Here is a 24,628-nt window from a genome sequence, read left to right on the forward strand (position 1 = left end):
GGAGGCGATGATGATCCCGTACGGGACATGACAGCAGACGTTCCCCAGGAGATCCGGCACGGATGACATCCCAGCACCCCACGCCGCACCCCACGATTGGCGGACTGCTGCGCTCGCTGCGCGCGCGCAAGGGCTGGACGCTCAAGCAGATGAGCGAGCATTCCGGCATCCCGCTGTCGACCCTGTCCAAGGTCGAGCACGACCGGCTGACCCTGACCTACGACAAGCTGCTGCAGCTCAGCCAGCGCCTGCAGCTGCGCATGTCCGAACTGTTCGCCGAACAGGACGAGGCCCCCGAGCCGGCGGTGACCGCCCGCCGCAGCATCGGCCGGATCGAGGACGCGATCCGGGTCACCACTCCCAACTACGACTACTACTACCTGTGCCCGGAACTGCGCCGCAAGCGCATGATCCCGGTGCTGACCCGCGTGCGCGCCAAGAGCATCGAGGAGTTCGGCGAGCTGGTGCACCACTCCGGCGAGGAGTACATCCACGTCCTGGAAGGACGCATGGAAGTGCATACCGAGTTCTACGACCCGATCGTGCTGGAGCAGGGCGAATCGGTCTACATCGACTCGAACATGGGCCACGCCTACATCGCCGCCGAGGGTTGCGACGAGGTGCTGCTGCTCGGGGTCTGCTCCAGCGCCGACGAGCAGCTGATGGAGTCGCTGCTGACCCTGCACGGCGACGAGGGCGCGGTACGTCACGAAAAGGCCAAGCGCCTCAAGCCACCGGCGGCCAGGCTCGCCGCCAAGCCGGTCAAGCGCGCCGCACGCAGGACCGCGTCAAGAAAATAGCGCCCTTCCCACCGCCGGCTCTCGCAGGAGCACAGCTTGCTGGCGACACGGGCGTCGGAATCGCGAGGGCGACGCCTGTGTCGACGGCGTCGCGTCGCCGGCTGAACCCGGCTCCTACAACAGCAGCGGGCCCACCCCTGCGCCGCACCCGGCAACCGCCGGCCGATGATGCGCAAGCCTTCGAACGGATCAGCCCCCGGTCCGGAACAGCCATGGCTGTGCACCGCGGTGCCGCGCCTCGAACGCGCGGATCGCATCGGCTTCCTGCAGGGTCAGGCCGATGTCGTCCAGGCCGTGCAGCAGGCAGTGCTTGCGGAAGGCATCGATCTCGAAGCCGTACTGCACGCCATCGGGCCGGGTCACGGTCTGCGCGGCCAGGTCCACGGTCAGCGCGTAGCCCTCGGTGGCCTCGCACTGCGCGAACAGCGCATCGACTTCCTCGTCCTTCAGCACGATCGGCAGCAGGCCGTTCTTGAAGCTGTTGTTGTAGAAGATGTCGGCGAAGCTCGGCGCGACGATCGCGCGGAAGCCGTATTCGTCCAGCGCCCACGGCGCGTGCTCGCGCGAGGAGCCGCAGCCGAAGTTCTCGCGCGCCAGCAGCACGCTGGCACCGCGGTAGCGCGGGAAGTTCAGCACGAACCCGTGGTTGAGTGGCCGGTTCGAGCTGTCCTGCCCCGGCTGGCCCACGTCCAGGTAGCGCCACTCGTCGAACAGGTTGGGACCGAACCCGCTGCGCTTGATCGACTTGAGGAACTGCTTGGGGATGATCTGGTCGGTATCGACGTTGGCGCGGTCCAGTGGGCAGACCAGGCCGGTGTGGTTGGTGAAAGCTCTCATCGCCGTCTCCTCAGGCCTGCATCAGTTCGCGCACGTCGACGAAGTGGCCGGCCACCGCGGCGGCGGCGGCCATCGCCGGGCTGACCAGGTGGGTGCGCCCACCGGCGCCCTGGCGGCCCTCGAAGTTGCGGTTGGAGGTCGAGGCGCAGTGCTCGCCGGCGCCGAGCTTGTCCGGGTTCATCGCCAGGCACATCGAGCAGCCCGGCTCGCGCCATTCGAAGCCAGCCTCGATGAACACCCGGTCCAGGCCCTCGGCCTCGGCCTGGGCCTTGACCAGGCCCGAGCCGGGCACCACCAGCGCCTGCTTCACCGTCGCCGCGACCTTGCGGCCCTTCGCCACTTCGGCGGCCGCGCGCAGGTCCTCGATCCGCGAGTTGGTGCACGAACCGATGAACACCCGGTCCAGCCGGATGCTGGTGATCGGCTGGTTGGCCTGCAGGCCCATGTACTTGAGCGCGCGTACGATCGAGTCCTTCCTCACCGGGTCAGGCTCCCGCTCCGGGTCGGGCACGTTCTGGTCCACCGCCAGCACCATCTCCGGCGAGGTGCCCCAGCTGACCTGCGGGCGGATCTCCTCCGCACGCAGGTCCACCACGGTGTCGAAGTGCGCGTCCGGGTCGGAAACCAGGTCCTGCCACACCGCCACCGCCGCGTCCCAGTCGGCGCCCTTCGGTGCGAACGGGCGGCCACGCACGTAGTCGATGGTCTTGCCATCCACCGCGACCATGCCCACCCGCGCACCGGCCTCGATCGCCATGTTGCAGATCGTCATCCGGCCCTCGACCGACAACTCGCGGATCGCGCTGCCGGCGAACTCCAGCGCACGGCCGTTGCCGCCGGCGGTGCCGATCTTCCCGATCACCGCCAGCACGATGTCCTTGGCGGTGACGCCCGGCGGCAGCGTGCCCTCCACCCGCACCTGCATGTTCTTCATCTTCTTGGCCACCAGGCACTGGGTGGCCAGCACGTGCTCGACCTCAGAGGTGCCGATGCCGTGCGCCAGCGCGCCGAACGCACCGTGCGTGGAAGTGTGCGAGTCGCCGCAGACCACGGTCATGCCCGGCAGCGTGGCGCCCTGCTCCGGGCCGACCACGTGGACGATGCCCTGGCGCACGTCGTCCATCTTGAACTCGAGGATGCCGAAGTCGTCGCAGTTCTCGTCCAGGGTCTGCACCTGCAGGCGCGAGACCTCGTCGACAATGGCCTGCAGGCCACCGGCGCGCTCGACCCGGGTGGTCGGCACGTTGTGATCGGGGGTGGCGATGTTGGCGTCCACCCGCCACGGCCGCCGGCCGGCCAGGCGCAGGCCCTCGAACGCCTGCGGCGAGGTGACCTCGTGCAGGATGTGGCGATCGATGTAGATCAGCGAGGAACCGTCGTCGCGACGGGTCACCTCGTGCATCTCCCACAGCTTGTCGTACAGGGTCTTGCCGGCCATGCGCTGCCTCGGATCGTCTGGCGGTGGCGGAGCGGCCGCGATAGGCCCGGACCCGCCGGCTGGAGGGCCATCCTGCCGCCTTGCCATCGATAACTCAAATGCATATTTTTCATCCATTGGATTCCTTCCTGGAATCGAATGGAGACGTTGGATGGACTGGGCCGGGCTCAACGCCTTCGTCGCCGTGGCCGACCACGGCGGTTTCTCCGCGGCGGCCGAGCAGCTGCACCTGACCCAGCCGGCGGTCAGCAAGCGGATCGCGCTGCTGGAGGAATCGCTGCAGGCGCGGCTGTTCGACCGCCTCGGCCGCCAGGTGGTGCTGACCGAGGCCGGGCGCCTGCTGCTGCCGCGCGCGCGGCAGATGCTGGCCGAGGCCGAATCGGCGCGGCGTGCACTGCAGGACCTGGGCCAGGACATCGGCGGCCGGCTCAGCCTGGCCACCAGCCACCACGTCGGCCTGCACCGGCTGCCGGCGCTGCTGCGCCGCTTCACCGCGCTGCACCCGCGCGCGGCGCTGGACATCCGCTTCATGGATTCCGAGCGGGCCTATGCGCAGGTGCTGCACGGCGACGTGGAACTGGCGGTGACCACGCTCGGGCCGACCGAGGCGCCGTTGCAGGCGACCGCCGTGTGGGACGATCCGCTGCGCTTCGCGGTCGCCCCCGACCATCCGCTGGCGCGGCCGGCGAAGGTGTCGCTGGCCGACATCGCCGCCCATCCTGCGGTCCTGCCCGACCCCGGCACCTTCACCCACCGCATCGTCGCCGAGACCTTCGCCCGGCGCGGACTTTCGCTGCGGCTGCGCATGACCACCAACTACCTGGAGACGATCAAGATGATGGTCTCCGTCGGCCTGGCCTGGAGCGCGCTGCCGCAGACGATGGTGGATGCGCAGGTGCAGGTGCTGCACGTGCCGGGGGTGCAGCTGTCGCGCAAGCTGGGCTACGTGGTACATGGCGGGCGCACGCTGTCGCGTGCGGCGCAGGCGTTCGTCGGCCTGCTGCGGACCGAGGCGGATACCACCGGCGGTGGCGACACCTGAGGGCGGCATGCGGTCTCGCCGCCTTCCTGCAGGAGCCTGCATGACGGCGACACGGGCGTCGGAACCACGAAGGCGTCGCCTGGGCCAACGGCGTCGGGTCGCCGGCTGAACCCGGCTCCTACAACAGCACCGGCGGATCCGCTCTTCTGTAGGAGCTGACTTCAGTCGGCGACACGAGCGTCGGAACCACGAGGGCGTCGCCTGGGCCGGCGGCGTCGGGTCGCCGGCTAAACCCGGCTCCTACAACAGCACCGGCGGATCCGCCCTTCTGTAGGAGCTGACTTCAGTCGGCGACACGGGCGTCGGAACCACGAGGGCGTCGCCTGGGCCGGCGGCGTCGGGTCGCCGGCTGAACCCGGCTCCTACAACAGCACCGTCGGTTCCGCTCTTCTGTAGGAGCTGACTTCAGTCGGCGACACGAGCGTCGGAACCACGAGGGCGTCGCCTGGGCCGGCGGCGTCGGGTCGCCGGCTGAACCCGGCTCCTACAAAGGGATACGGTGTCGCAGGGACACGGGCACCGGTGCGGAACGCCGGATCAGCCCGCCGCCTCTTCCGGCCTCACCCGGAACCAGGCCGCGTACAGCGCCGGCAGGAACAGCAGGGTCAGCGCGGTGGCCACGATCAGCCCGCCCATGATCGCCACCGCCATCGAGCCATAGAACGCGCTGCGCGACAGCGGGATCATCGCCAGCACCGCGGTCAGCGCGGTCAGCACGATCGGGCGGAAGCGGCGCACGGTGGCGTCCACGATCGCGTGCCAGCGGTCGTGGCCGGCGGCGATGTCCTGCTCGATCTGGTCAACCAGGATCACCGAGTTGCGCATCACCATGCCGGCCAGGGCGATCGTGCCGAGCATGGCCACGAAGCCGAACGGCATGCGGAACAGCAGCAGGAACCAAGTCGCCCCGATCAACCCCAGCGGCGCGGTCACCAGCACCATGACCGTGCGCGAGAAGCTGCGCAGCTGCAGCATCAGCAGCGTGGTCACCACGATCAGGAACAGCGGCATCCCGGCGGCGATCGACTTCTGTCCCCGCGCGGAATCCTCGACCGACCCGCCCACTTCCAGCAGGTAGCCCTGCGGCAACTCCGCGCGGATCGCATCCAGGGTCGGGTCGATCTGCGCGGTCACCGCCGCCGGCAGCAGCTCGTCGCTGAGGTCGGCGCGCACGGTGATGGTCGGCAGCCGGTTGCGGTGCCAGATGATCCCGTCCTCGAACGCGTGGCGCAGCCGCGCCACCTGCGACAGCGGCACGCTGCCGCCATCGCCGGTCGGCACCGCCAGGCTGCCGAGCAGTTCCAGCTGCCCGCGGTCGCCGGCGCCGCCGCGCAGCATGATCCCGACCAGCTCGTTGCCCTCGCGGTAGGTGCTGGCGCTGTAGCCGGACAGCTGCGCGCTGAGGAACTGCGCCAGTTGCGCGCTGCCGATGCCCAGCGCGCGGGCGCGGTCCTGGTCCACTTCCAGCCGCACGATCTTGCTCGGCTCGTCCCAGTCGAGGTTGACGTTGGTGGTATGCGGATTGGCGCGCACCTGCCCGGCGACGCGGTGGGCGATCTCCCGCACCTGTTCGACATGCTCGCCGGAAACCCGGAACTGCACCGGATAGCCCACCGGCGGGCCGTTCTCCAGCCGGGTCACCCGCATCTGCAGCTCGGGGAACTGCGGCACGACCTCCTTCAGCAGCCAGTTGCGCAGCTCCTCGCGCGCGCGGATGTCCTGCGCCAGGACCACGAACTGGGCGAAGTTGGTCGCCGGCAGCTGCTGGTCCAGCGGCAGGTAGAAGCGCGGCGAGCCGGTGCCGACGTAGGCCACGTAGTTGCGGATGTCCCCGCGCTCCTGCAGCAGCGCCTCCAGCTTCTTCGCCTGCGCCTCGGTGGCGCGCAGCGACACGCCCTCGGCCAGTTCCATGTCGACCATCAGCTCGGGCCGGGTCGAGTCCGGGAAGAACTGCTGCGGCACGAAGCGGAACAGCAGCAGCGACAGCACGAACAGCGCCACGGTCGCGCCGATCACCCACCAGCGCCGGCGCAGGCAGGCATCGAGCAGGCGGCGGAATCGCTGGTAGAACGGGCGCTGGTAGGGGTCGTGGTGGTGCGCGTCCAGCGGCGCCGGCGCCAGCGCGAAGGCGAACTGCGGCCAGCGGTCGGCCAGGCGCTCGCGCAAGGCGCGGCGGCGGAAGGCAAGGCTGCCGGGTTTGGGCGGCTGCGGGTGCGCCAGGTCCGGCAGCATCTTGTCGCCCAGCCACGGGATGAACAGCACCGCCACCACCCACGACACCAGCAGTGCGATGGTCACCACCTGGAACAGCGAGCGGGTGTATTCGCCGGTGCTCGAGGCCGCGGTGGCGATCGGCAGGAAGCCGGCGGCGGTGATCAGCGTGCCGGTAAGCATCGGGAACGCGGTCGACTCCCAGGCGAAGCTGGCCGCGCGCAGCCGGTCGAAACCCTGCTCCATCTTGATCGCCATCATCTCCACCGCGATGATCGCGTCGTCCACCATCAGGCCCAGCGCCAGCACCAGCGCGCCCAGCGAGATCTTGTGCAGGCCGATGCCGAAGTAGTGCATCAGGGCGAAGGTCATCGCCAGCACCAGCGGGATCGACACCGCCACCACCAGGCCGGTGCGGAAGCCGAGCGAGAAGAAGCTGACCAGCAGCACGATGGTCACCGCCTCGGCCAGCACCCGCACGAACTCGCCGACCGACTCGCTGACCGCCTCGGGCTGGTCGGACACCTTGCGCAGCTCCATGCCGGCCGGCAGCGTGTCCTGCAGGCGCGCGAACTGCGCCTCCAGTTCCTCGCCCAGGCGCAGGATGTGGCCGCCGTCCTTCATCGCGACCGTGATCCCGATCGCGTCCTGGCCCATGAAGCGCATGCGCGGCGCGGCCGGATCGGAGAAGCCGCGGTGCACCGTGGCCACGTCGTCCAGGCGGATGGTGCGGCCGCCGGCGCGGACCGGGAACGCGCGGATCTCCTCGACGCTGCGGAACGGCCCGTCCACGCGCAGTTGCACGCGCTCGGACGGAGTCTCGAAGAAGCCGGCCGGCACCACCGCGTTCTGCCCTTCCAGCGCCTGCTGCACCAGCTGCAGCGGGATGCCCAGGGTGGCCAGCTTGGTGTTGTCGATCTCGATCCAGACCTTCTCGTCCTGCAGGCCGAGCAGCTCGACCTTGCCCACGTCGGGCACCCGCTGCAGTTCCAGCTGGATGCGGTCGGCGTAGTCCTTGAGCATGGCGTAGTCGAAGCCCGGCCCGGTCAGCGCGTAGATGTTGCCGAAGGTGTCGCCGAACTCGTCGTTGAAGAACGGGCCGACCACCCCCTCGGGCAGGGTCGGGCGGATGTCGCCGACCTTCTTGCGCACCTGGTACCAGAGGTCGGGCACGTCCTTCGACCTCAGCGAATCGCGCGCCATGAAGATCACCTGCGACTCGCCCGGGCGCGAATAGCTGCGCACGAACTCGTACTTGCCGGTGTTCATCACCGCCTTCTCGATGCGCTCGGTGACCTGCCTGGACACTTCCTCGGCGGTGGCGCCCGGCCACACCGTGCGCACCACCATCGCCTTGAAGGTGAACGGCGGGTCCTCGCTCTGGCCCAGGCGCAGGTAGGACCAGGTGCCGATCACCGCCACCGCGACCATGAAGTACAGGACCAGGCCGCGGTTGTGCAGCGCCCATTCGGAGAGGTTGAAGCGGCGCATGGGTCAGGACCTGGAATAAGGGAAGAAGCAGCGCGCAGCCATGGGATGCCCGCGATGGAGCCCGGCCCCCATCCCGTCCCCTTGCCCCGGCGGGGGAAGGGCGATGGCCGCGTGCGCGGGTCGACCCGAGGACCTCACCGCGACTCCTCCGTTGCGGGTGTCGACAGCGCTTGATCCACGGGAGCGTTGTCGCGATCCACGGGCGCCACCAGTTCGTCCTCGCGCAGCAGGTGGCCGCCGGCGGCCACGACCCAGTCTTCAGCCTTCAGCGCTCCCGTCACCGAGACGCTCTCGCTGCCGAACTTGCCGGCGGTCACCGGCACCCGCAGGACCTTGCCCTCGCGCACCACCCACACCGCGGCAGCGCCGTCGTCGCCGCGCTGCAGCGCCGACAGCGGCACCTGCAGGCTGCCGTCGGTGGCGGGCTGGTCCAGGTAGACGCGCGCGCTCTGGCCGAGCTCGACCTCGCCCTGCGCGGCCTCGTCCAGCGCCACGCGCGCGGCGAAGCTGCGGGTCTGCGCGTCGGCGGCCGCGGCGATCTCGCGGATCGTGCCCGGCAGGCGCCGGCCTGGGTTGTTCCATAGTTCGATCTGCGCCGCGTCGCCGACCTTGAACTGGCGGATACGGTCCTCGGGCAGGTCGATGGCGACCTCGCGGCCACCGTCGGCGGCCATGATGAAGATGGTCTGGCCGGCGGCTACCACCTGGCCGGCCTCGGCCTGGCGCGAGGCGATCACGCCGGAACGCGGCGCGCGCAGTTCGGTGTAACCGGCCTGGTTGCGGGTCACGTCCCACTGCGCGCGGGCGGCGCGGGCCTGGCCGGCGGCGGCCTCGTAGGCGGCCTTCTGCGCCTCGTAGGTGGAACGGCTCACCAGTTGCTGTTCGACCAGTTGGGCGTAGCGGTCCAGGTCGCCCTTGGCCCGCGCCAGTTCGGCCTCGGCCGCGGCCAGCTGCGCCCGCGCGGCCTGCGCCTGCAGCGACTGGTCGGCCGGATCGAGCTCGGCCAGCACCTGGCCCTGCTCGACCCGCGCGCCGGCATCCACCGCGCGCCGCACCAGCTTGCCACCGACCCGGAACGACAGCGGGCTCTCCTCGCGCGCATGCACCTCGCCGGGGAAAGCCAGCGCCGGGCCTGCGCCGGCTGCCTGCGGCTGCACCACCCAGACCGGACGGCGGGACTCCACCGCCTGCCCGCCGTCGCCGCAGCCCGCCGCCAGCGCCGCGGCCAGTACGATCAGCGCACCGCCGGTGCTCCGGAATCCCTTCTTCATCGCCGCCGCCATCCCGTCGTTCAATATTGAACCAGCCGGTATGGTATAAATAGAAAACCGATTAGTCTAGTATTACCGCATGACCCGCAAGCAATCCGCCCCATCCCTGTCCCCCACGCCCACCCGCCCGGCCGGCCCCGGCCGCCCCAAGGACCTGGGCAAGCGCGCGTCGATCCTGGAGGCCGCCAAGCGTCTGTTCATCGAACAGGGCTACCAGGGCGTGAGCATGGACCAGATCGCGGCCGCCGCCGGCGTATCGAAGCTGACCGTCTACAGCCACTTCGGCGACAAGGAGACGCTGTTCTCCGCGGCCATCGCCGCCAAGTGCGAAGAGGTGCTGCCGGACGACCTGTTCGTCAGCCCGCCGGAGGGCCCGCTGCGCGATCAGCTGCGCGCCATCGGCCTTGCCTTCTTCAAGCTGATCACCAGCGAGGAGGCGATCAGCATGCACCGCATGATGAACACCCCGGGCACCGCCGAGAACGCGCTGCGCGAGCTGTTCTGGAACGCCGGCCCGCGCCGGGTGCAGGACGCGTTCGGCCAGTTCCTGCAGGCCCGGGTCGGGCGCGGCCAGCTGCGGATCGACGACGTCGCCCTCGCCGCCTCGCAGTTCTTCTCCCTACTCAAGGGCGAGCTGCACCCGATGATGGCCTGTGGCCTGTGCGTGGACCCCAGCCCGGCCGAGGTGGCGCGCCACATCGACGCCACGGTCGACTTCTTCCTCCGCGCCTATGCCGCCTGAGCCGGCCAGACCGGGCGCGCCAGGATCGGCCCGGCGACGGAGGTCGCGGTGACTTCCGGCACTGCGTCGGCCCCGGCGGCCACGGCGATCCTTCCCGGCAAGCGGCGTTCCGGCCCGGTAGAATGCCCGGCCTCCCGCGTTTGATGACTTCCCCATGACGATCGATTACGCCCGTGCCCGCGAACTGATGGTGGAACAGCAGGTCCGTCCCTGGGACGTGCTGGACATGGCCGTGCTCGACGTGGTCGGCCGCGTGCCGCGCGAGGCGTTCGTGCCCGAGGCGCACCGCGCGCTCGCCTACGCCGACCTGGAGCTGCCGCTGGGCCACGGCGCGACGATGATGAAACCGGTGGTCGAGGGCCGCATGCTGCAGGCGCTGCAGCTGCAGCCCGGCGACAGCGTGCTGGAAGTGGGCACCGGCAGCGGCTACATCAGCGCCTGCCTGGCCGCCCTTGCCCGGGAAGTGGTCAGCCTGGAGCTGGTTCCGGAACTGGCCGAGGCCGCCCGCGCGCGCCTGGACGCCACCGGCCTGGGCACCAGCGTCCGCATCGAGGTGGCCGACGCGCTGCGTTACGACGCCGGCGCGCGCCAGTTCGACGCGGTCTGCGTGACCGGCGCGGTGGCCGAGGTCCCGGCGCGGTTCCTGCAGTGGCTGCGCCCGGGCGGCCGCCTGTTCGTGGTCCGCGGCCATGCCCCGGTGATGGAGGCCGTGCGCCTGGCCAAGGCCGACACGGTCAACGCCGCGGCCACCGAATCGTTGTTCGAAACCGAGCTCGACTACCTGCACGGTGCCGAGCCGGTGCCGCAGTTCCTGTTCTGACGGTCGCGCCACGCGGCGCGGCCGGCACCGACAATCCCCCTCGACGGACCGCAGTGCAGCGCGGCCCGCACACCAAGAAAGGAAGCCGCTGATGATCCGCCGTTCCCTCGCCCTGGCACTGGCCGCCGCCCTCGCCACCGGTTCCGCGCAGGCCGCCGACCTGCTGCAGACCTACGAGATGGCCCGCAACGGCGACCCGCAGCTGGCGATCGCCGAGTCCAGCACGCTGTACGACAAGGAAGGCCAGGTGCAGGCCCGCGCCGCGCTGCTGCCGCAGCTGGGCGGCGACGCGACCCTGCGCCGCTCGCGCACTGAGTACGACGGCGTCAGCGGCTCGTTCACCGGTACCAGCCGCAGCTACGGCGTCAGCGCCAGCCAGACCCTGTTCAACTGGAGCCAGTTCTCCAGCCTGCGCGCCCAGCGCGCGCTGAGCCAGGCCGCCGACCACAACCTGGACGCGGCCAACGACGACCTGATGGTGCGCACCGCCGCGGCCTACTTCGACGTGCTGGTGGCGATCGAATCGCTGGCCGCAGCCGAGACCAACGAGTCCGCCGGCAGGCGCCAGTTCGACTACGCCGACAAGCGCCTGGAAGTGGGCCTGGCCCCGATCACCGACGTGCACGAGGCCCGTGCCCAGTACGACGAGGCCCGCGCCAACACCATCCTGGTCCGCAACGCGCTGGCCGACGCCTACCAGGCGCTGGCCGAACTGACCGGCCAGCCGGTCGCCAACCTGCGCGCGCTGCCGATCGACTTCCGCCCCGAGCTGCCGGCCGTGCACGCCGACGCCGACGGCTGGGTCGCCCGCGCGATCGACAACAACCCGACGCTGCGCGCCACGCAGCTGCAGACCGACGCGGCCGAGGCCAGCGTGCAGACCGCGCGCGGCGGCCATTACCCGACCCTGTCGCTGAGCGGCGGCTGGGGCAAGGACGCGGCCTGGGGCGACAGCGTGGGCGGCGGTGGCGGCGTCACCGGCGACAGCACCGGCAGCAGCGTCGGCCTGACCCTGAGCGTGCCGATCTTCGCCGGCGGCGCGACCCAGTCGCGCGTGCGCCAGGCCCTGGCCCAGCGCGACATCGCCCAGGACCGCTACGAGCAGCAGCGCCGCGCGCTGGACCGCAACACCCGCAACCTGTACCAGGCGCTGGTCGCCGGTGTCAGCGAGGTCGAGGCCCGCCGCCTGGCGGTGGTCTCGGCGCAGAGCGCCTTCGACGCCTCGCAGGTCGGCCTGGAAGTGGGCACCCGCACGGTGCTGGACGTGGTCCAGAACCAGCGCACCCTGTTCGCCGCGCAGGTCGAGTACGCGCGCTCGCGCTACAACTTCCTGCTCAACCGCCTGCTGCTGGCCCAGGCCGTGGGCGACCTGGACATCGAGCAGCTGCGCCAGGTCAACGCCATGCTGAGCGTCGACGCGGAAGCGCAGCTGGCCAATCCGCCGGCACGCCAGTAATACCAGCCAACGGTTGCGACAGACAGGGCCGCCTCCGGGCGGCCCTGTGCGTTCCGGCACTCTCAGGCCGGCGCCGCGGCGGCGGGCGCCGCGGTTTCCACCGGCGCCGGCAGGTCGCCGGCGACCAGCTCCAGCGTCCGCTGCAGCGCGCCGCGTCCCTGGTCGACCAGGTCGCTGCCCGCATCGGCCATCGCCCGGCGCGCCGCCGGATCGGCCAGCAGCGCTTCCAGCGCGTCGGCCACTTCGCCGGCGTCGTGGCCAATGCGCAGCGCACCGGCCTCCTCCATGCGGCTGGAGATCTCGGCGAAGTTGTGCAGGTGCGGGCCGGTGACCACCGCCGTGCCGACCGCCGCCGGCTCCAGCAGGTTGTGGCCACCGATCGGCTGCAGGCTGCCGCCGACGAAGGCCGCGTCCGCGCAGGCATAGAACGCCATCAGCTCGCCCAGCGTGTCGATCACGAACACGTCCTGGCCCGGCTGCGGCCAGGTGTCGCGCTTGCGCGCCCCCACTTTCCAGCCGGCGTCGGCCGCCACCGCCTGCACCCGCGCGAAGCGCTCCGGATGGCGCGGCGCCCACAACAGCAGCAGGTCCGGCCAGCGCGCGCGCAGGCGCCGGTGGATGGCCACCACCTCCGCCTCCTCGCCCTCGTGGGTGCTGGCCGCCAGCCACACCGGGCGCGTCGCGCCCAGCGCGGCCGAGAACGCCGCGCGGAAGCCGTCCAGCCCGTCCGGCACGGCCACGTCGTACTTGAGGTTGCCCAGCACCTGCACCTGCTCCGGATGCGCGCCCAGCTTCTGGAAGCGGCGCGCGTCGGCGGCCGACTGCGCGGCCACGCACTTGACCGTGCGCAGGGCGCGCCCGATCAGCGGCCGCAGCAGGCGGTAGCCGCGCAGCGAACGTGCCGACAGCCGCGCGTTGAGGATGTACACCGGGATGCCCAGGTCGCGGCAACCGAACAGGATGTTCGGCCACAGCTCGGTTTCCATGATCAGCGCCAGGTGGGGCCGGAAATGCTGCAGGAAGCGCGCCGTGCTGCCGGGCAGGTCATAGGGCAGGTAGACGTGCTCGACCTGCTCGCTCCACAGCGCGCGCACCCGGTCCGAACCGGTCGGGGTGATCGTGGTGATGACCCAGCGGATGTCCGGCCGCTGCTTGAGCAGCGCGTTGACCAGCGGCGCGGCCGCGTTGACCTCGCCTACCGACACCGCATGCAGCCACACGCACGGGCGCCCGGGCTGGGTGCCGTAGGAGGCATAGCGCTCGTCCCAGCGGCGGAAGTACTCGCGGACGCGGAAGCCGCGCGTGATCAGGTGGTAGAGCGTGAACGGCGAGAGCAGGTACAGGGCGAACGAATACAGTGCGCGCAGGGCACCCTCGCCCGGTTCCTTCCGCTTGGCTTCGTTCGGCATCCGCGAAGCATAGCCGAGCCCATGGGTCCGGGCCGTGGACGAAGCCGTAGAATCGCCCGATGACCACGCCCGACACGCCGCCGCCGCGTCCGCCCTTCACCCCGCGCCATTGGCCGATGTGGCTGGGCCTGGGCGCGATGACCGCGGCCGCGCGCCTGCCCTGGCTGTGGCAGCGCGCGATCGGCCGCGGCGTGGGCTGGCTGGCGTTCCACCTGGCCGGCACGCGCCGGCGCGCGGCACAGGTGAACATCGACCTGTGCTTCCCCGAGGAACCGCCGGCCTGGCGCGCGCGCCTGCTGCGCGACAGCTTCGACGCGCTGGGCGTGGGCCTGTTCGAGTTCGCCCGCGCCTGGTGGGGCGGCGTGGCGCCGATGCGGCGCGACGTGCGCATCGAGGGCCTGGAGCACCTGCGCGCGCTGCAGGCCGGGGGCCGCGGCGTGCTGCTGGTCTCCGGCCACTTCATGACCCTGGAGATGTGCGGCCGGCTGATGTGCGACCACATGCCGCTGGCAGGCATGTACCGCCGCCACCGCGACCCGGTGATGGAATGGGCGGTCAAGCGCGGGCGCCTGCGCTACGCCACGGCGATGTTCGGCAACAGCGACCTGCGCGGCGCGGTGCGCCACCTCAAGCGCGGCGGTTTCCTCTGGTACGCACCGGACCAGGACATGCGCGGCAAGGACACGGTGTTCGCGCCGTTCTTCGGCATGCCGGCCTCGACCATCACCGCCACCCACCAGTTGGCGCGGCTGACCGGCTGCGCGGTGGTGCCGTTCTTCCACCGCCGCGAGGGCGGGCGCTACGTGCTGCGGGTGGCGCCGCCGCTGGCGGAGTTCCCCAGCCAGGACGCGGTCGCCGACACCGCGCGGGTGAACGCGGCGATCGAGGCGATGGTGCGCGAGGCGCCGGCGCAGTACCTGTGGATCCACCGCCGCTTCAAGCGCCAGCCGCAGGGACGCGGCACGTACTACGACCGGTAGGGTGCCTGGCCTTTGCAGGAGTCGGGTTCAGCCGGCGACATGCCACCCTTTCCTCGTGTACCTGACGCTCGTGACCTCGGCACAGGCGACCATTTCGTACACCCGACGCCCGCGTCGCCGTCATGCCGGCTCCTACAGGAAAGCAGTCGTGTACTGCCTTTGTAGGAGCCGGGTTCAGCCGACCACGCGACGACATCGGCACAGGCGACGCCCCCATGATTCCGACGCCCGTGTCGCCGGCTGAACCCGGCTCCTACAAGGAGCGGTCGTCGCGGCCGTAAAGGGCGCCGGCGTACAGCCCGGCCAGCAGCAGCGCCAGCCCGCCCCAGAAGGTCGAATAGAACGCCAGGTGGGTGTTGAACGGGAACACCGTCACCGCCAGCGCCAGCAGCGCCGGCCGTGCTCGGTCGCGCGCGGTCGCGTCGGCCGCGCGCCAGCTGCGCCACACCACCCATGCGCCCGCCAGCCACAGCAGCAGGCCGAGCGCGCCGGTCTCGCTGAGCAGTTCCAGCACCAGCTGGTGCGCGTGGTAGGCGTCGCCTTCGCCCCAGGCCGGCGCCTGTGCCGGCGCCGGGTCGCAGGCTTCCCAGGCGACCCGGAAGCCGCGCACGCCCACGCCATTCAACGGATGCGCGGCGGCCATGCAGGCCGCGCCCTGCCAGATCCGGCCACGCCCGGACAGCGCGCCGTCGACCCCGTCCTGCGCCTGTTCGAACGCCAGCGCGGTGCGCGCCACCCGCTGCTGCAGCTGCGGCGAGACCGCGTACAGCACCAGCAGCCCGGCCACGCCGGCGGCGGCGAACCCCAGCAGCCGGCGCGCGCCCAGCACCTGCCAGCCCGAGAACGCCAGCACCAGCGCGTAGGTCAGCCAGGCCGCGCGCGCGCCGCCGAGCAGCACCGCCGCGCCCAGGGCCAGCGCCGCCACGCACCAGCCGGCCGCGCCGAAGCGCCGCGCCGCCGCGGCCAGCGGGAACGGCGACAGGCTCGCCAGCACCAGGCCCAGCTTGAGGTTGCAGGGCCCGAACACACCGCTGAGCCGGTCGGCGGCCAGCACCTCGGCCGCCGTGCAGAAGCCCTCGCCCGCGGCCATGCGCTTGAGCGTATCCAGGCTCCAGAACAGCGGGCTGGTACCCGACGCCGCCTGCAGCAGCGCATCCAGGGTCCATATCGCGGCGATCATCGCCAGCCCGGGGAAGACCAGGCGCCGGCCGCGCGCGGCGTGCAGCGCGATCGCCACCGCCCACAGGAACGGCAGGTAGCGCAGGTCGGCGGCGGCCTCCTTCCATGCCCGGCCGCGGTCAAGCGCGTCGGGCGCCGACAGCAGCTCGGGCAGCCAGTAGGCCGCGAACAGTGCAGTCGCCAGCCACGCCGCGCGCCGGTCCAGCGGCAACGGCCGGCCCTTGGCCAGGGTGACCGCCAGCTGCGCCAGCACCGCCAGCGCGCCCAGCGCGAGCACGCCCTCGGCCAAGCCGGGCAGCGGCCACAATGCGACGAAGGCCAGCACCCACCACGGGGTCCAGGCGAAGGCGCGCGCAGGCGCGGTGTCGTGTTCAGCCGGCCAGTTCGGCATACAGATCCAGGGTCGCCTGCTGCATCGCCTGCAGCGTGTAGGGAATGGCGTCGGGCGGACGCGGCGGCGCGCGCAGCAGCGCGGCCGCGGTGGTGGCCAGCGCCGTGGCGTCGAACGCCGGCACCGCGCCCTGCGGCTGCAGCTGCGCCAGCAGTTCACCGACGCCGCCATGCGCCCAGCCCAATACCGGGCGACCGACCGACAGCGCCTCGGCCACGGTGCGGCCGAACGCCTCGGGCTTGCGCGAGAGCTGCAGCACCAGGTCGCTGGCCGCGTACGCCTCGGCGATGCGCGAGGTCGGTGCGGTGAACAGGACCGCCGCGGCGACCTCCAGCTGCGCCGCCTGCGCCTGCAGTTCGTCCAGGTACGCCTCGCGCCCGACCTCGCGCGCGCCGGGCATCCACAGCTGCGCCTCCGGGAACGGTCCGGCGCGCAGCGCGGCCAGCAGCTGCAGTGCGTCTCTATGTCCTTTCAGACGCGTGCCGCGGCCGGGCAGCAGCAACAGCGGGCCCTGGCCGGCCAGCGCAGGATGTTCCTGCGCGACCTGCGCGCGCGCCTGCGGATCCGGATGCGGCCGCCGCGGGAACTGCGCCGGGTCGATCCCGCGCGGGATCACCCGCAGCCGCTGCGGCGGGGTCGCGGGGTAGTGCTGCAGGACGTAGTCGCGCACCGTCTCCGACACGCACACCACGCGTTCGCCGCTGGCCATCACCGCGCTGTAGCGGCCCGGCGAGTTCAGCCCGTGCACGGTGGTGATCCAGCGCGGCCGCCGCGCGGCAGGCAGCGTGGCCAGCGCCATCCGCCCCAGCCAGGCCGGCAGCCGCGAGCGTGCGTGGACGATGTCGGCGCCCTCGCGCCGCAGCAGCGCGCGCAGCGCCGGCAGGTGGCGCAGCACTGCCGGCGACTTGCGGCCGATGTCCAATTCGACGTGTTCCGCGCCGGTCGCCTGCAGCGCCGGCAGCAGCCGCCCGCCGGCAGAGACGACGATGGCCCGGTGCCCGGCCGCGACCAGCGCGACGGCGATCTCCAGGGTGGAACGTTCGACGCCCCCGGACGCCAGGGCCGGCAGCAGCTGGACCACGGTCAGGCGGCGACTCACCGGGCCGGCCTGCGGGCGGGTCGCGGGGTCAGTCGACCAGCCGGTAGATCGCGCCGCAGTACGGGCACTGGGCCTGGTGGTCGGGCGCGTCCTCGACCGGCAGGTAGACCCGCGGATGCGAATTCCACAGCGCCATCTCCGGGGTCGGGCAGCTCAGCGGCAGGTCGGCCCGGTGCACGGTGTAGCGCTTCTCGGCGTTGGCGGGCGCGGTGGCGGTCGTGGTCATGGCGTGCGGCAGGCGGTGCGAAACAGGCGCCGATTCTAGCAGCGCGCCCGCCGGGCGGTGGCTGGGCAGGAAAACGGTTGTTCGCCGATTACCAGGCGGTGGGTCCGCACTGCAACGGCAACAGCGTTGGGCGTGATCGGCTTCGGGCTGAGCCGCGGCAGGCCAGGTGTGTTGCGGTCGTGGCCTCCATCGCCTGGCGAAAGGCCGCTGCGTCCGATGGCCCTAGGCTTTCTGTAGGAGCCCAGCTTGCTGGCGATATGGGCGTCGGGATCATGAGGGCGCCGCCTGTGCCGAGGTCGTCGTGTCGCCGGCTGAACCCGGCTCCTACAACAGCCGCGGCGCGGCCGCTCTTCTGTAGGAGCTGACTTCAGTCGGCGACACGGGCGTCTGGATCACGAAGGCGTCGCCTGTGCCGACGGCGTCGGGTCGCCGGCTGAACCCGGCTCCTACAACAGCCGCGGCGCAACCGCTCTTCTGTAGGAGCTGACTTCAGTCGGCGACACGGGCGTCGGGATCACGAGGACCTCGCCTGTGCCGACGGCGTCGTGTCGCTGGCTGAACCCGGCTCCTACAACAGCCGCGGCGCAACCGCTCTCCTGTAGGAGCTGACTTCAGTCGGCGACACGGGCGTCGGGATCACGAGGACCTCGCCTGTGCCGACGGCGTCGTGTCGCAGGCAAGCCCGGCTCCTACAGAACAGCGCAACGACGGCCGTTGCTTCTGGACGCCGGAGCGGAGCTACGACCCCAAAGCTCCCGAAGACGCGGCGGTGCGGGTGTGTTGCGGCAGCGGCCAGGGATGGCCGCGTCGGCGAGTCGGCACACGGATGTGCCGTCGAGCCGACCGCAACACACCCGCACTGCCGCGGCTCAGCCCGGAGCCGGCCACCCCAGGCGCTCTTGCGGTTGCAGTTGCAGTTGCGGTTGCCGTCACAGCCCGTCCCCTCAAATGGACCAAGACCCCAAACAAAAACGCCGGCCCGTGATCCACGGGCCGGCGCGCGGCGGGGGGAGGGAGAGACCGCCGGCTTTACTTGGCCTTGGCCGCAGTGGCCTCGGTGGTGATGCGCAGGGTGACTTCGTCGCCAATGTTCGGCACGTAGGCGCCGACGCCGAACTCGGTGCGGCTGATGGTGGCGGTGGCGTCGAAGCCGATCGCCGGCACCTTCCTCATCGGATGCTCGCCAGCCTTGTTCAGGGTCACGTCAAGCACCACCGGCCGAGTGACGTCCTTGATCGTCAGGTCGCCGGTCACCTTCAGCTTGCCTTCGCCGGCAGCCTCGACCCGGGTGCTCTTGAAAGTCGCATTCGGGTACTTGGCGGCGTCGAAGAAATCCGGGCTGCGCAAGTGCTCGTTGAACTTCGCGCTGAACGCCTCCAGGCCCGAGATCGGCAGCGTCAGCTGGACGCTGGACTTGCCGACGTCGGCGGCGTCGTAGACCAGGGTGCCCTCGACGTCGCCGAAGTTGGCGAACGGGTTGGAGAAGCCGAGGTGGTTCCACTGCGCCAGCACGTTGGTGTGGGTCGGGTCGAGCGTGTAGGTCACCGGCGCGGCGAAAGCCGGCGCAGCGGCGAAGGCGAGCAGGGCGGCGGCGGACAACAGGCGGATGCGCATGGAGAAAACTCCTTCTGGAATGCAGGTGGAGGGACGCCGGGCCGGACGCATCATTCGATGCGCGCGGCCTCGTCGAACGGCAGCCGCGGCGAGCGCGGGAAGATGCTGGCCGGGTCGCCCTGGCCGAGGTTCACGAGGATGTCGGACTTGATATTGGTGCCGGCGAAGAACGCCGCGTCGACCTGGGCGTTGTCGAAGCCGCTCATCGGGCCGGCATCCAGGCCCAGCGCGCGCGCGGCCAGGATAAGGTAGCCGGCCTGCAGGCCCATGTTGCGCAGCGCCGGCTTCTGCCGGTGCTCGCGCGGGCCGTCGAACCAGGCCTTGGCGTCGGCATGCGGGAACAGGAACGGCAGCTTCTCGTGGAAATCCTCGTCGCGGCCGATGATCACGGTCACCGGCGCGTCCATGGTCTTCTGGTAGTTGCCGGGGTCCAGCGCCGGGCCGAGCTTGGCCTTGGCCTCGGCCGACTTCACGAATACGAACCGCGCCGGGGTGGTGTTGGCCTGGGTCGGCCCGAACTTCAGCAGGTCGTAGAGCCGGCGCAGGGTGTCGTCGCCGACCTCGCCGCGGAAGGCGTTGTAGCTGCGGGCGGTGCGGAACAACTGGTCCAGCGCGGCATCGTTCAGCGGGTGCGGCATCATCGGTCCCCGGGTTTCGTGGCGGGGCCGCAGGCTTCGGCTGCACGGCTCCCAGACAGGGCGCCAGTGTAGAGTGTTGCAACAGCGCTTTTATGAACTTGCTCCGGAACGAATTGATGTCGTTTCCGCAACGAACTCCGACCGGCACCGCCACCTGGCTCCTCACCGACGGCCATGCCGGCAACCTGCGCCAGGCCGAAGCGCTGGCCCGCGCACTGGCGGTCGCCGCGCACATCCCGCCGCTGGAACCGTGCCGGCCATGGCGCTGGCTCGCGCCGCGCCGGCTGCCCGGCAGCCGCCACGCGTTCGGCCCGGCGTTCGCCACCGCCCTGACCCGGCCGCCTCCGGCGCTGGCGATCGGCTGCGGCCGCCAGGGCGCATTGGCGACCCGCCTGCTGCGCGAACGCGGCGCGCGTACGGTGCAGATCCTCGACCCGCGGCTGGACAGCCGGCACTGGGACATCGTCGTCGCCCCCGAGCACGACGGCCTGCGCGGCGCGAACGTGGTCCCGGTGCTGGGCAGCCTCAACCCGGTCGACGACGCCTGGCTGGCCGACGCCACCGGCCGCTTCCGCGCCCTGCTGGCGCTGCCGCAGCCGCGCCGGGTGCTGCTGGTCGGCGGGCCGACCCGGCATGCGCGCTGGACCGTGGCCGGGCTGCAGGCGCTGCTGGAACAACTGCGGCAACGGGTACGGGCCGAGGGCGGCAGCCTCCTGGCCACGGTGTCGCGGCGCACGCCGGCCGCGGCGATCGATGGCCTGCGCGATGCCGTGCGCGGGCTGCCCGGCCTGCTCTGGGACGGCAGCGGCGCCAATCCCTATCCGGGCATGCTGGCCTGCGCCGACCGCATCATCTGCACGCCCGACTCGGTGAACATGCTGTCCGAGGCCTGCGCCACGTCCGTGCCGGTGCACGTGTTCGCGCCGGGATGCGCGACCGGGAAGATCGGCGCGTTCCTGCACGCGCTGCAGGCGCGCGACCGCATCCGCGAAGCCGACGACGGACCCGCGCACTTCCCGGTGGTGCCGCTGCGCGAGACCGCGCGGGTGGCCGATGTGGTCCGCGAACGCCTGGGCCTCGCCGCACCGTCGCGGGAGCCGCTCTAGCCTCCAGCCAGGCACCGCGCGGGACCGCGTTGGCCGCTGCAACCCTGTCGCACCGCTGCGGGGACCAGGGACGTCAAGCGACGCATTCGCGCGCAGCAGCCATGGCAGCCAAACGCCGCGAAGCGACGCCCGCATGGATCGACCACCTAGGGCCGCACCGCCCGATGGCCTGACGTGCGCGTGGCATGCATGCCACGCGGCGCGCCGGGTCACCCTGCGCCCGACTTGCCGGGTCCCCGCCCGCGCGGGGACGACGGGCAGAGACCGTCGCTACGGATCGAACCGCAAGCCGTGCCGCTGCACTGCGTGCGTGATCTGCCCTCGCGCGGCGGTGATCGCCTCGGTCTCCGCGGCCAACCGCGGACGACGGTCCAGCGTGCAGGCCAGGCCCGCCTCCAGCAGCACCGCATGCGCGTGGTGCAGTGTCTGCGCCTCCTCCGCCTCCAGCCAGGCGCAGGCGGCCAGCGCACCGAGCAGCCCGGGGCTGTCGCGTGGCTCCAGCAGCGCGGGCGTGGCGGCGGCGCCCGCCAGCACGCCGTACTGCAACAGGAACTCCAGGTCGACCAGACCGCCGGCGCCCTGCTTGAGGTCGAACCGCGCCGCGTCACTGCGGTCCAGTTCGGCACGCATGCGCTGGCGCATCTGGTCCACGTCGGCCGCCAGCGCTGTCGCGTCGCGCGTGCGGCCCAGCGTACGTGCGCGTATCCGTTCGAAATCGGCGCACAGCGAGGCGTCGCCGGCGACCGGCCGCGCCCGCACCAGCGCCTGGTGCTCCCAGGTCCAGGCGCGCTGCAGCTGGTAGTCCTCGTAGCTGGCCAGCGACGACACCAACAGGCTCTTGCCGCCGTCCGGGCGCAGGCGCATGTCCGTCTCGTACAGGCGGCCGGCACTGGTCACCGCGCCGAGCAGGGCGACCACCTTCTGCGCCAGCCGCGCGTACCAGCGCGCCGCCTCCAGCGGACGCCTGCCGTCCGACACCGCCGCCGGATCGGCGTCGTACAGGAACACCAGGTCCAGGTCCGAGCCGAATCCCAGCTCGCTGCCACCCAGGCTGCCATAGCCGACCACGGCGAAGCGGCCACCGGGCAGCGGCCCGTGCGCGGCCACCACCTCGGCGTCGGCCATGCCCAGTACCTCGGTCACCACCGCGTCGGCCAGCGCCGCCAGCTGCCGCGCGCTGTCCTCCGCCGGCTGGCGCCGGTCCAGCGCGGCCAGGGCGATGCGGAAGCTCAGCGCCTGCCGCACCTCGTTGAGCGCGCGCAGGGCGGCTTCCGGATCGTCGCCCTGCGCCTGCACCGCGGCCGCGCACGCCGCGCGCATCGCCGCCGCGTCGGGCATGGACCCGGCCACGCGCGCATCGAGCAGTTCGTCCAGCAGCAACGGGTAGGCGGCGATGCGCTCGGCCAGCAGCGCGCTGCGGGCGAGCACGTCGACCAGCCGCGCCAGCGCGCTGGGCTGCTCGTCGAGCAGGGCCAGGTAGCTGGCGCGGCGCAGGACCGCCTGCAGCAGGCCGAGCAGGCGCCGCAGCGCCGCCTCCGGCTGCGCCGAGCGCGCGGCGGCACCGAGCAGCGCCGGCACCACCCGGTCCAGTCGCGTGCGCGCCGCGTCCGACAGCGCGCGCACGCCGTTGCCGCGGGCGAAGTCGCGCAGCGACGCGTCGGCACCCTCGGCGTCGGCGAAACCGGCATCGGCCAGCGCCTGCGCCTGGCCGCCGTCGGGCAGCGCGCGCCAGTAGCTTTCCAGCGCGTCCGGCGCCGCTTCGCCACGGCGCGGCACCAGCAGCGCGTCGAACTCGGCCGATACCTGCGCCCGGTACTGCGCCAGTGCCTGCTGCAGTGTTTCCCAGCCGTCGTATCCCAGCGCGGCCGCCAGGCGCAGGCGATCCTCGTCGGCCTCCGGCAGCGCATGGGTCTGCGCGTCGCGCAGCATCTGCACCCGGTTCTCCAGCCGGCGCAGGAAGCGGTAGGCCGCGGCCAGTGCCTGGCCGTGGTCCGGCGCGATCTGCCCGGCCGCGACCAGTGCCTCCAGCGCCGGCAGCAGCCGGCGCCCGCGCAGCGCCGGCTCGCGGCCGCCGCGGATCAGCTGCAGCGACTGCACCAGGAACTCGATCTCGCGGATGCCGCCGGGACCGCGCTTGAGGTCGTCGGCCATGTCCCGGCGCTGCATCTCGGCCACGATCGCCGCCTTCATCGTGCGCAGGCCGTCGAGCGCGGTGTAGTCGAGGTAGCGCCGGTAGACGAACGGGCGCAGCGTTTCCAGCCACGCCTCGCCGGCATCGATATCGCCGGCGACCGCGCGCGCCTTGAGCCAGGCGTAGCGCTCCCAGTCGCGGCCCTCGCGCTGGAAGTACTGGTCCATCGCCGCGAACGACCACGCCACCCGCCCAGCGTTGCCGAACGGGCGCAGGCGCAGGTCGACGCGGTGGCAGAAGCCGTCGCCGGTGACCTCGTCCAGCAGTTTGGCCAGGCGCTGGCCAAGCCGCGCGAAATAGTCCTCGGCCGCAAGCGCGCGGCGGCCGTCGGACTCGCCGTCGTGCGGATACGCGTAGACCAGGTCGATGTCGGAGGAGAAGTTCAGCTCGCCGCCGCCGAGCTTGCCCAGCCCGAACACCACCAGCCGCTGGGCCGCGCCGGCGGCGTCGCGGACCACGCCGTGGCGTTCGGCGAACTCGCGCTCCACCGCTTCCAGCGCCAGGCGCAGGCAGGCCTCGGCCAGACCCGTGCTGCCCGCCAGGGTGGCGTCGACGTCGTCCAGGCCGAGCACGTCGCGCCACACCAGCCGCGTGGATTCGGCGGTGCGGTACTGGCGCAGCTGGGTCGGCCAGGCCAGCGGTTGCGCCGGATCCAGCCGCGGTTCGGGCAACGGGGCCGGATCGTCCGCGGCCAGGTGCTCCAGCAGCGCCGGCTGCCGGCGCAGGGTGTCGACCGCGAAGTCGCTGGCCAGGGCCACGCGCTCGACACGCGCGCACAGGCCCGCATCCTCCAGCAGCGCCGCATGGCGCGGCGCGGCCGCGCGCAGGCTGGCCAGCGCGCGCGTGCCGATGCGGACGCGCAATGCTTCGCTGTCGCCGCCAGTGTCGGAGGGGGAATCGGCCGCCTGGCCAGGTCGGATGCTCATCGCGGCGATTGTGGCATGCGCCTGTCGCCCGTTCCCCACGTCATGCGTCGCCATCAAAGCCGCCGCGCCCGATGGTCTCGGGCTTCCTGTAGGAGCCCAGCTTGCTGGCGGCACGGGCGTCGGAACCACGAGGGCGTCGCCTGTGCCGACGGCGTCGGGTCGCCGGCTGAACCCGGCTCCTACAACAGCCACGGCGCGGCCGCTCTCCTGTAGGAGCTGACTTCAGTCGGCGACACGGGCGTCGGAATCATGAGGGCGTCGCCTGTGCCGACGGCGTCGCGTCGCGGGCAAGCCCGGCTCCTACACAAGAGCAGGTCGTCGGGCGACGAACGGAGCCGGCAGGCCGTTGGCGATGACGAAGCCACGACCCCAAAGCGCCCCGAAGACGTGGCAGTGCGGGTGTGTTGCGGCAGCGGCCAGCGATGGCCGCGTCGGTGAGTCGGCACACGGATGTGCCGCCGAGACGACCGCAACACACCCGCACTGCCGCGGCTCCGCCCGAAGCTGGCCACCCCCGGCGCTCTTGCGGTTGCAGTTGCCTCGGCATCGCGACCCATCCCCTCGAATGGGCCAATAACCATAAAAAAAGCCCGCTTGCAGCGAACTGCCAGCGGGCCTGCTCCCTCCCCCACGTCGGGATGCGGGGCCATCGTGAAGGAGCCGTTAGGGGCTTTGCACGCTGCACTGCAAAACAGCACCGGTAGGTTCAATTTCTGCAGTTTTCCGCGGGAAAACTGAATAGGGAGAACCTGCTGGCTGAA

The 24,628-nt window shown here is 71.8% G+C and carries 18 protein-coding genes; 7 read left to right on the top strand and 11 right to left on the bottom strand.

From position 1 onward, the window contains the following. The first annotated feature begins 62 nt into the window (after window positions 1-62). Complete coding sequence (locus WQ53_RS05175; protein ID WP_052631080.1) at window positions 63-800, top strand: helix-turn-helix domain-containing protein; 738 nt, start codon at window positions 63-65, stop codon at window positions 798-800. 189 nt (window positions 801-989) lie between these two features. Here the strand turns inward: WQ53_RS05175 and leuD are convergent, their stop codons facing one another. Next, complete coding sequence (leuD, locus tag WQ53_RS05180; RefSeq protein ID WP_052631082.1) at window positions 990-1,637, bottom strand: 3-isopropylmalate dehydratase small subunit; 648 nt, start codon at window positions 1,635-1,637, stop codon at window positions 990-992. A 10-nt stretch (window positions 1,638-1,647) separates the two neighbouring features. Further along, window positions 1,648-3,075 carry a 3-isopropylmalate dehydratase large subunit gene (gene leuC / locus WQ53_RS05185; protein WP_052631084.1) on the bottom strand — a complete coding sequence of 476 codons (1,428 nt, stop codon included), beginning with the start codon at window positions 3,073-3,075 and terminating at the stop codon, window positions 1,648-1,650. Window positions 3,076-3,226: 151 nt separating this feature from the next. Here leuC and WQ53_RS05190 point away from each other — a divergent pair, with 151 nt between their 5' ends. Beyond that, complete coding sequence (locus WQ53_RS05190; protein WP_052631086.1) at window positions 3,227-4,117, top strand: LysR family transcriptional regulator; 891 nt, start codon at window positions 3,227-3,229, stop codon at window positions 4,115-4,117. A gap of 537 nt (window positions 4,118-4,654) precedes the next feature. Here the strand turns inward: WQ53_RS05190 and WQ53_RS05195 are convergent. Then, on the bottom strand, window positions 4,655-7,819 hold the full coding sequence (locus tag WQ53_RS05195; RefSeq protein WP_052631087.1) for an efflux RND transporter permease subunit: 3,165 nt from the start codon (window positions 7,817-7,819) through the stop codon (window positions 4,655-4,657). Between the two features lie 134 nt (window positions 7,820-7,953). Continuing rightward, window positions 7,954-9,090, bottom strand: coding sequence for an efflux RND transporter periplasmic adaptor subunit (locus WQ53_RS05200; RefSeq protein ID WP_052633929.1), 1,137 nt, complete (start codon window positions 9,088-9,090; stop codon window positions 7,954-7,956). A gap of 79 nt (window positions 9,091-9,169) precedes the next feature. Here WQ53_RS05200 and WQ53_RS05205 point away from each other — a divergent pair, with 79 nt between their 5' ends. From WQ53_RS05205 to WQ53_RS05215, 3 genes are all read left to right on the top strand, one after another. Continuing rightward, a complete protein-coding gene (locus tag WQ53_RS05205; protein ID WP_052631088.1) occupies window positions 9,170-9,832 on the top strand; it encodes a TetR/AcrR family transcriptional regulator in 663 nt (220 codons plus the stop codon). A gap of 154 nt (window positions 9,833-9,986) precedes the next feature. Then, the gene (locus tag WQ53_RS05210; RefSeq protein ID WP_052631089.1) at window positions 9,987-10,652 is read left to right on the top strand and encodes a protein-L-isoaspartate O-methyltransferase family protein; all 666 of its coding nucleotides are present in this window, start codon (window positions 9,987-9,989) and stop codon (window positions 10,650-10,652) included. A gap of 91 nt (window positions 10,653-10,743) precedes the next feature. After that, window positions 10,744-12,108 carry a TolC family outer membrane protein gene (locus tag WQ53_RS05215; RefSeq protein ID WP_052631090.1) on the top strand — a complete coding sequence of 455 codons (1,365 nt, stop codon included), beginning with the start codon at window positions 10,744-10,746 and terminating at the stop codon, window positions 12,106-12,108. Between the two features lie 62 nt (window positions 12,109-12,170). On the opposite strand, the gene waaA is transcribed toward WQ53_RS05215, so the two are convergent. Then, entirely contained in the window at window positions 12,171-13,517 is a 1,347-nt protein-coding gene (gene waaA / locus WQ53_RS05220; RefSeq protein WP_052631091.1) for a lipid IV(A) 3-deoxy-D-manno-octulosonic acid transferase, read from the bottom strand. 59 nt (window positions 13,518-13,576) lie between these two features. Here waaA and WQ53_RS05225 point away from each other — a divergent pair, with 59 nt between their 5' ends. Then, complete coding sequence (locus WQ53_RS05225) at window positions 13,577-14,497, top strand: LpxL/LpxP family Kdo(2)-lipid IV(A) lauroyl/palmitoleoyl acyltransferase (protein WP_052631092.1); 921 nt, start codon at window positions 13,577-13,579, stop codon at window positions 14,495-14,497. Window positions 14,498-14,750: 253 nt separating this feature from the next. Here WQ53_RS05225 and WQ53_RS05230 read toward each other — a convergent pair whose 3' ends face one another. From WQ53_RS05230 to WQ53_RS05250, 5 genes are all read right to left on the bottom strand, one after another. After that, entirely contained in the window at window positions 14,751-16,067 is a 1,317-nt protein-coding gene (locus tag WQ53_RS05230) for an O-antigen ligase family protein (RefSeq protein ID WP_052631093.1), read from the bottom strand. Continuing rightward, the gene (locus WQ53_RS05235; protein ID WP_052631094.1) at window positions 16,048-17,166 is read right to left on the bottom strand and encodes a glycosyltransferase; all 1,119 of its coding nucleotides are present in this window, start codon (window positions 17,164-17,166) and stop codon (window positions 16,048-16,050) included. The genes WQ53_RS05230 and WQ53_RS05235 overlap by 20 nt, the downstream gene beginning before the upstream one ends. A gap of 28 nt (window positions 17,167-17,194) precedes the next feature. Further along, window positions 17,195-17,392: a zinc-finger domain-containing protein gene (locus tag WQ53_RS05240; protein ID WP_052631095.1), complete on the bottom strand. Its 198-nt coding sequence runs from the start codon at window positions 17,390-17,392 to the stop codon at window positions 17,195-17,197. Between the two features lie 1,029 nt (window positions 17,393-18,421). Next, the gene (locus WQ53_RS05245; RefSeq protein WP_052631096.1) at window positions 18,422-19,006 is read right to left on the bottom strand and encodes a YceI family protein; all 585 of its coding nucleotides are present in this window, start codon (window positions 19,004-19,006) and stop codon (window positions 18,422-18,424) included. Between the two features lie 50 nt (window positions 19,007-19,056). Further along, window positions 19,057-19,644: a malonic semialdehyde reductase gene (locus tag WQ53_RS05250; RefSeq protein ID WP_052633930.1), complete on the bottom strand. Its 588-nt coding sequence runs from the start codon at window positions 19,642-19,644 to the stop codon at window positions 19,057-19,059. Window positions 19,645-19,760: 116 nt separating this feature from the next. On the opposite strand from WQ53_RS05250, the gene WQ53_RS05255 reads away from it, so the two are divergent. Further along, entirely contained in the window at window positions 19,761-20,750 is a 990-nt protein-coding gene (locus WQ53_RS05255) for a mitochondrial fission ELM1 family protein (protein WP_052633931.1), read from the top strand. A 270-nt stretch (window positions 20,751-21,020) separates the two neighbouring features. Here WQ53_RS05255 and glnE read toward each other — a convergent pair whose 3' ends face one another. After that, window positions 21,021-23,867, bottom strand: a complete 2,847-nt coding sequence (gene glnE / locus WQ53_RS05260) for a bifunctional [glutamate--ammonia ligase]-adenylyl-L-tyrosine phosphorylase/[glutamate--ammonia-ligase] adenylyltransferase (RefSeq protein WP_052631097.1) — start codon at window positions 23,865-23,867, stop codon at window positions 21,021-21,023. Window positions 23,868-24,628: the final 761 nt, after the last annotated feature.

It is taken from the genome of Pseudoxanthomonas suwonensis (genome assembly GCF_000972865.1).
Classification (GTDB): Bacteria; Pseudomonadota; Gammaproteobacteria; order Xanthomonadales; family Xanthomonadaceae; genus Pseudoxanthomonas; species Pseudoxanthomonas suwonensis_B.

What these genes read in the sequence shown, in the direction of transcription:
- WQ53_RS05200 (WP_052633929.1), bottom strand. Translation starts at nt 9,090, where the DNA reads ATGAAGAAGGGATTCCGGAGCACCGGCGGTGCGCTGATCGTACTGGCC.
- WQ53_RS05225 (WP_052631092.1), top strand. Translation starts at nt 13,577, where the DNA reads ATGACCACGCCCGACACGCCGCCGCCGCGTCCGCCCTTCACCCCGCGC.
- WQ53_RS05195 (WP_052631087.1), bottom strand. Translation starts at nt 7,819, where the DNA reads ATGCGCCGCTTCAACCTCTCCGAATGGGCGCTGCACAACCGCGGCCTG.
- WQ53_RS05175 (WP_052631080.1), top strand. Translation starts at nt 63, where the DNA reads ATGACATCCCAGCACCCCACGCCGCACCCCACGATTGGCGGACTGCTG.
- WQ53_RS05245 (WP_052631096.1), bottom strand. Translation starts at nt 19,006, where the DNA reads ATGCGCATCCGCCTGTTGTCCGCCGCCGCCCTGCTCGCCTTCGCCGCT.
- WQ53_RS05190 (WP_052631086.1), top strand. Translation starts at nt 3,227, where the DNA reads ATGGACTGGGCCGGGCTCAACGCCTTCGTCGCCGTGGCCGACCACGGC.
- leuD (WP_052631082.1), bottom strand. Translation starts at nt 1,637, where the DNA reads ATGAGAGCTTTCACCAACCACACCGGCCTGGTCTGCCCACTGGACCGC.
- WQ53_RS05210 (WP_052631089.1), top strand. Translation starts at nt 9,987, where the DNA reads ATGACGATCGATTACGCCCGTGCCCGCGAACTGATGGTGGAACAGCAG.
- WQ53_RS05205 (WP_052631088.1), top strand. Translation starts at nt 9,170, where the DNA reads ATGACCCGCAAGCAATCCGCCCCATCCCTGTCCCCCACGCCCACCCGC.
- waaA (WP_052631091.1), bottom strand. Translation starts at nt 13,517, where the DNA reads ATGCCGAACGAAGCCAAGCGGAAGGAACCGGGCGAGGGTGCCCTGCGC.
- WQ53_RS05250 (WP_052633930.1), bottom strand. Translation starts at nt 19,644, where the DNA reads ATGCCGCACCCGCTGAACGATGCCGCGCTGGACCAGTTGTTCCGCACC.
- glnE (WP_052631097.1), bottom strand. Translation starts at nt 23,867, where the DNA reads ATGAGCATCCGACCTGGCCAGGCGGCCGATTCCCCCTCCGACACTGGC.
- WQ53_RS05255 (WP_052633931.1), top strand. Translation starts at nt 19,761, where the DNA reads ATGTCGTTTCCGCAACGAACTCCGACCGGCACCGCCACCTGGCTCCTC.
- WQ53_RS05215 (WP_052631090.1), top strand. Translation starts at nt 10,744, where the DNA reads ATGATCCGCCGTTCCCTCGCCCTGGCACTGGCCGCCGCCCTCGCCACC.
- leuC (WP_052631084.1), bottom strand. Translation starts at nt 3,075, where the DNA reads ATGGCCGGCAAGACCCTGTACGACAAGCTGTGGGAGATGCACGAGGTG.
- WQ53_RS05230 (WP_052631093.1), bottom strand. Translation starts at nt 16,067, where the DNA reads ATGCCGAACTGGCCGGCTGAACACGACACCGCGCCTGCGCGCGCCTTC.
- WQ53_RS05240 (WP_052631095.1), bottom strand. Translation starts at nt 17,392, where the DNA reads ATGACCACGACCGCCACCGCGCCCGCCAACGCCGAGAAGCGCTACACC.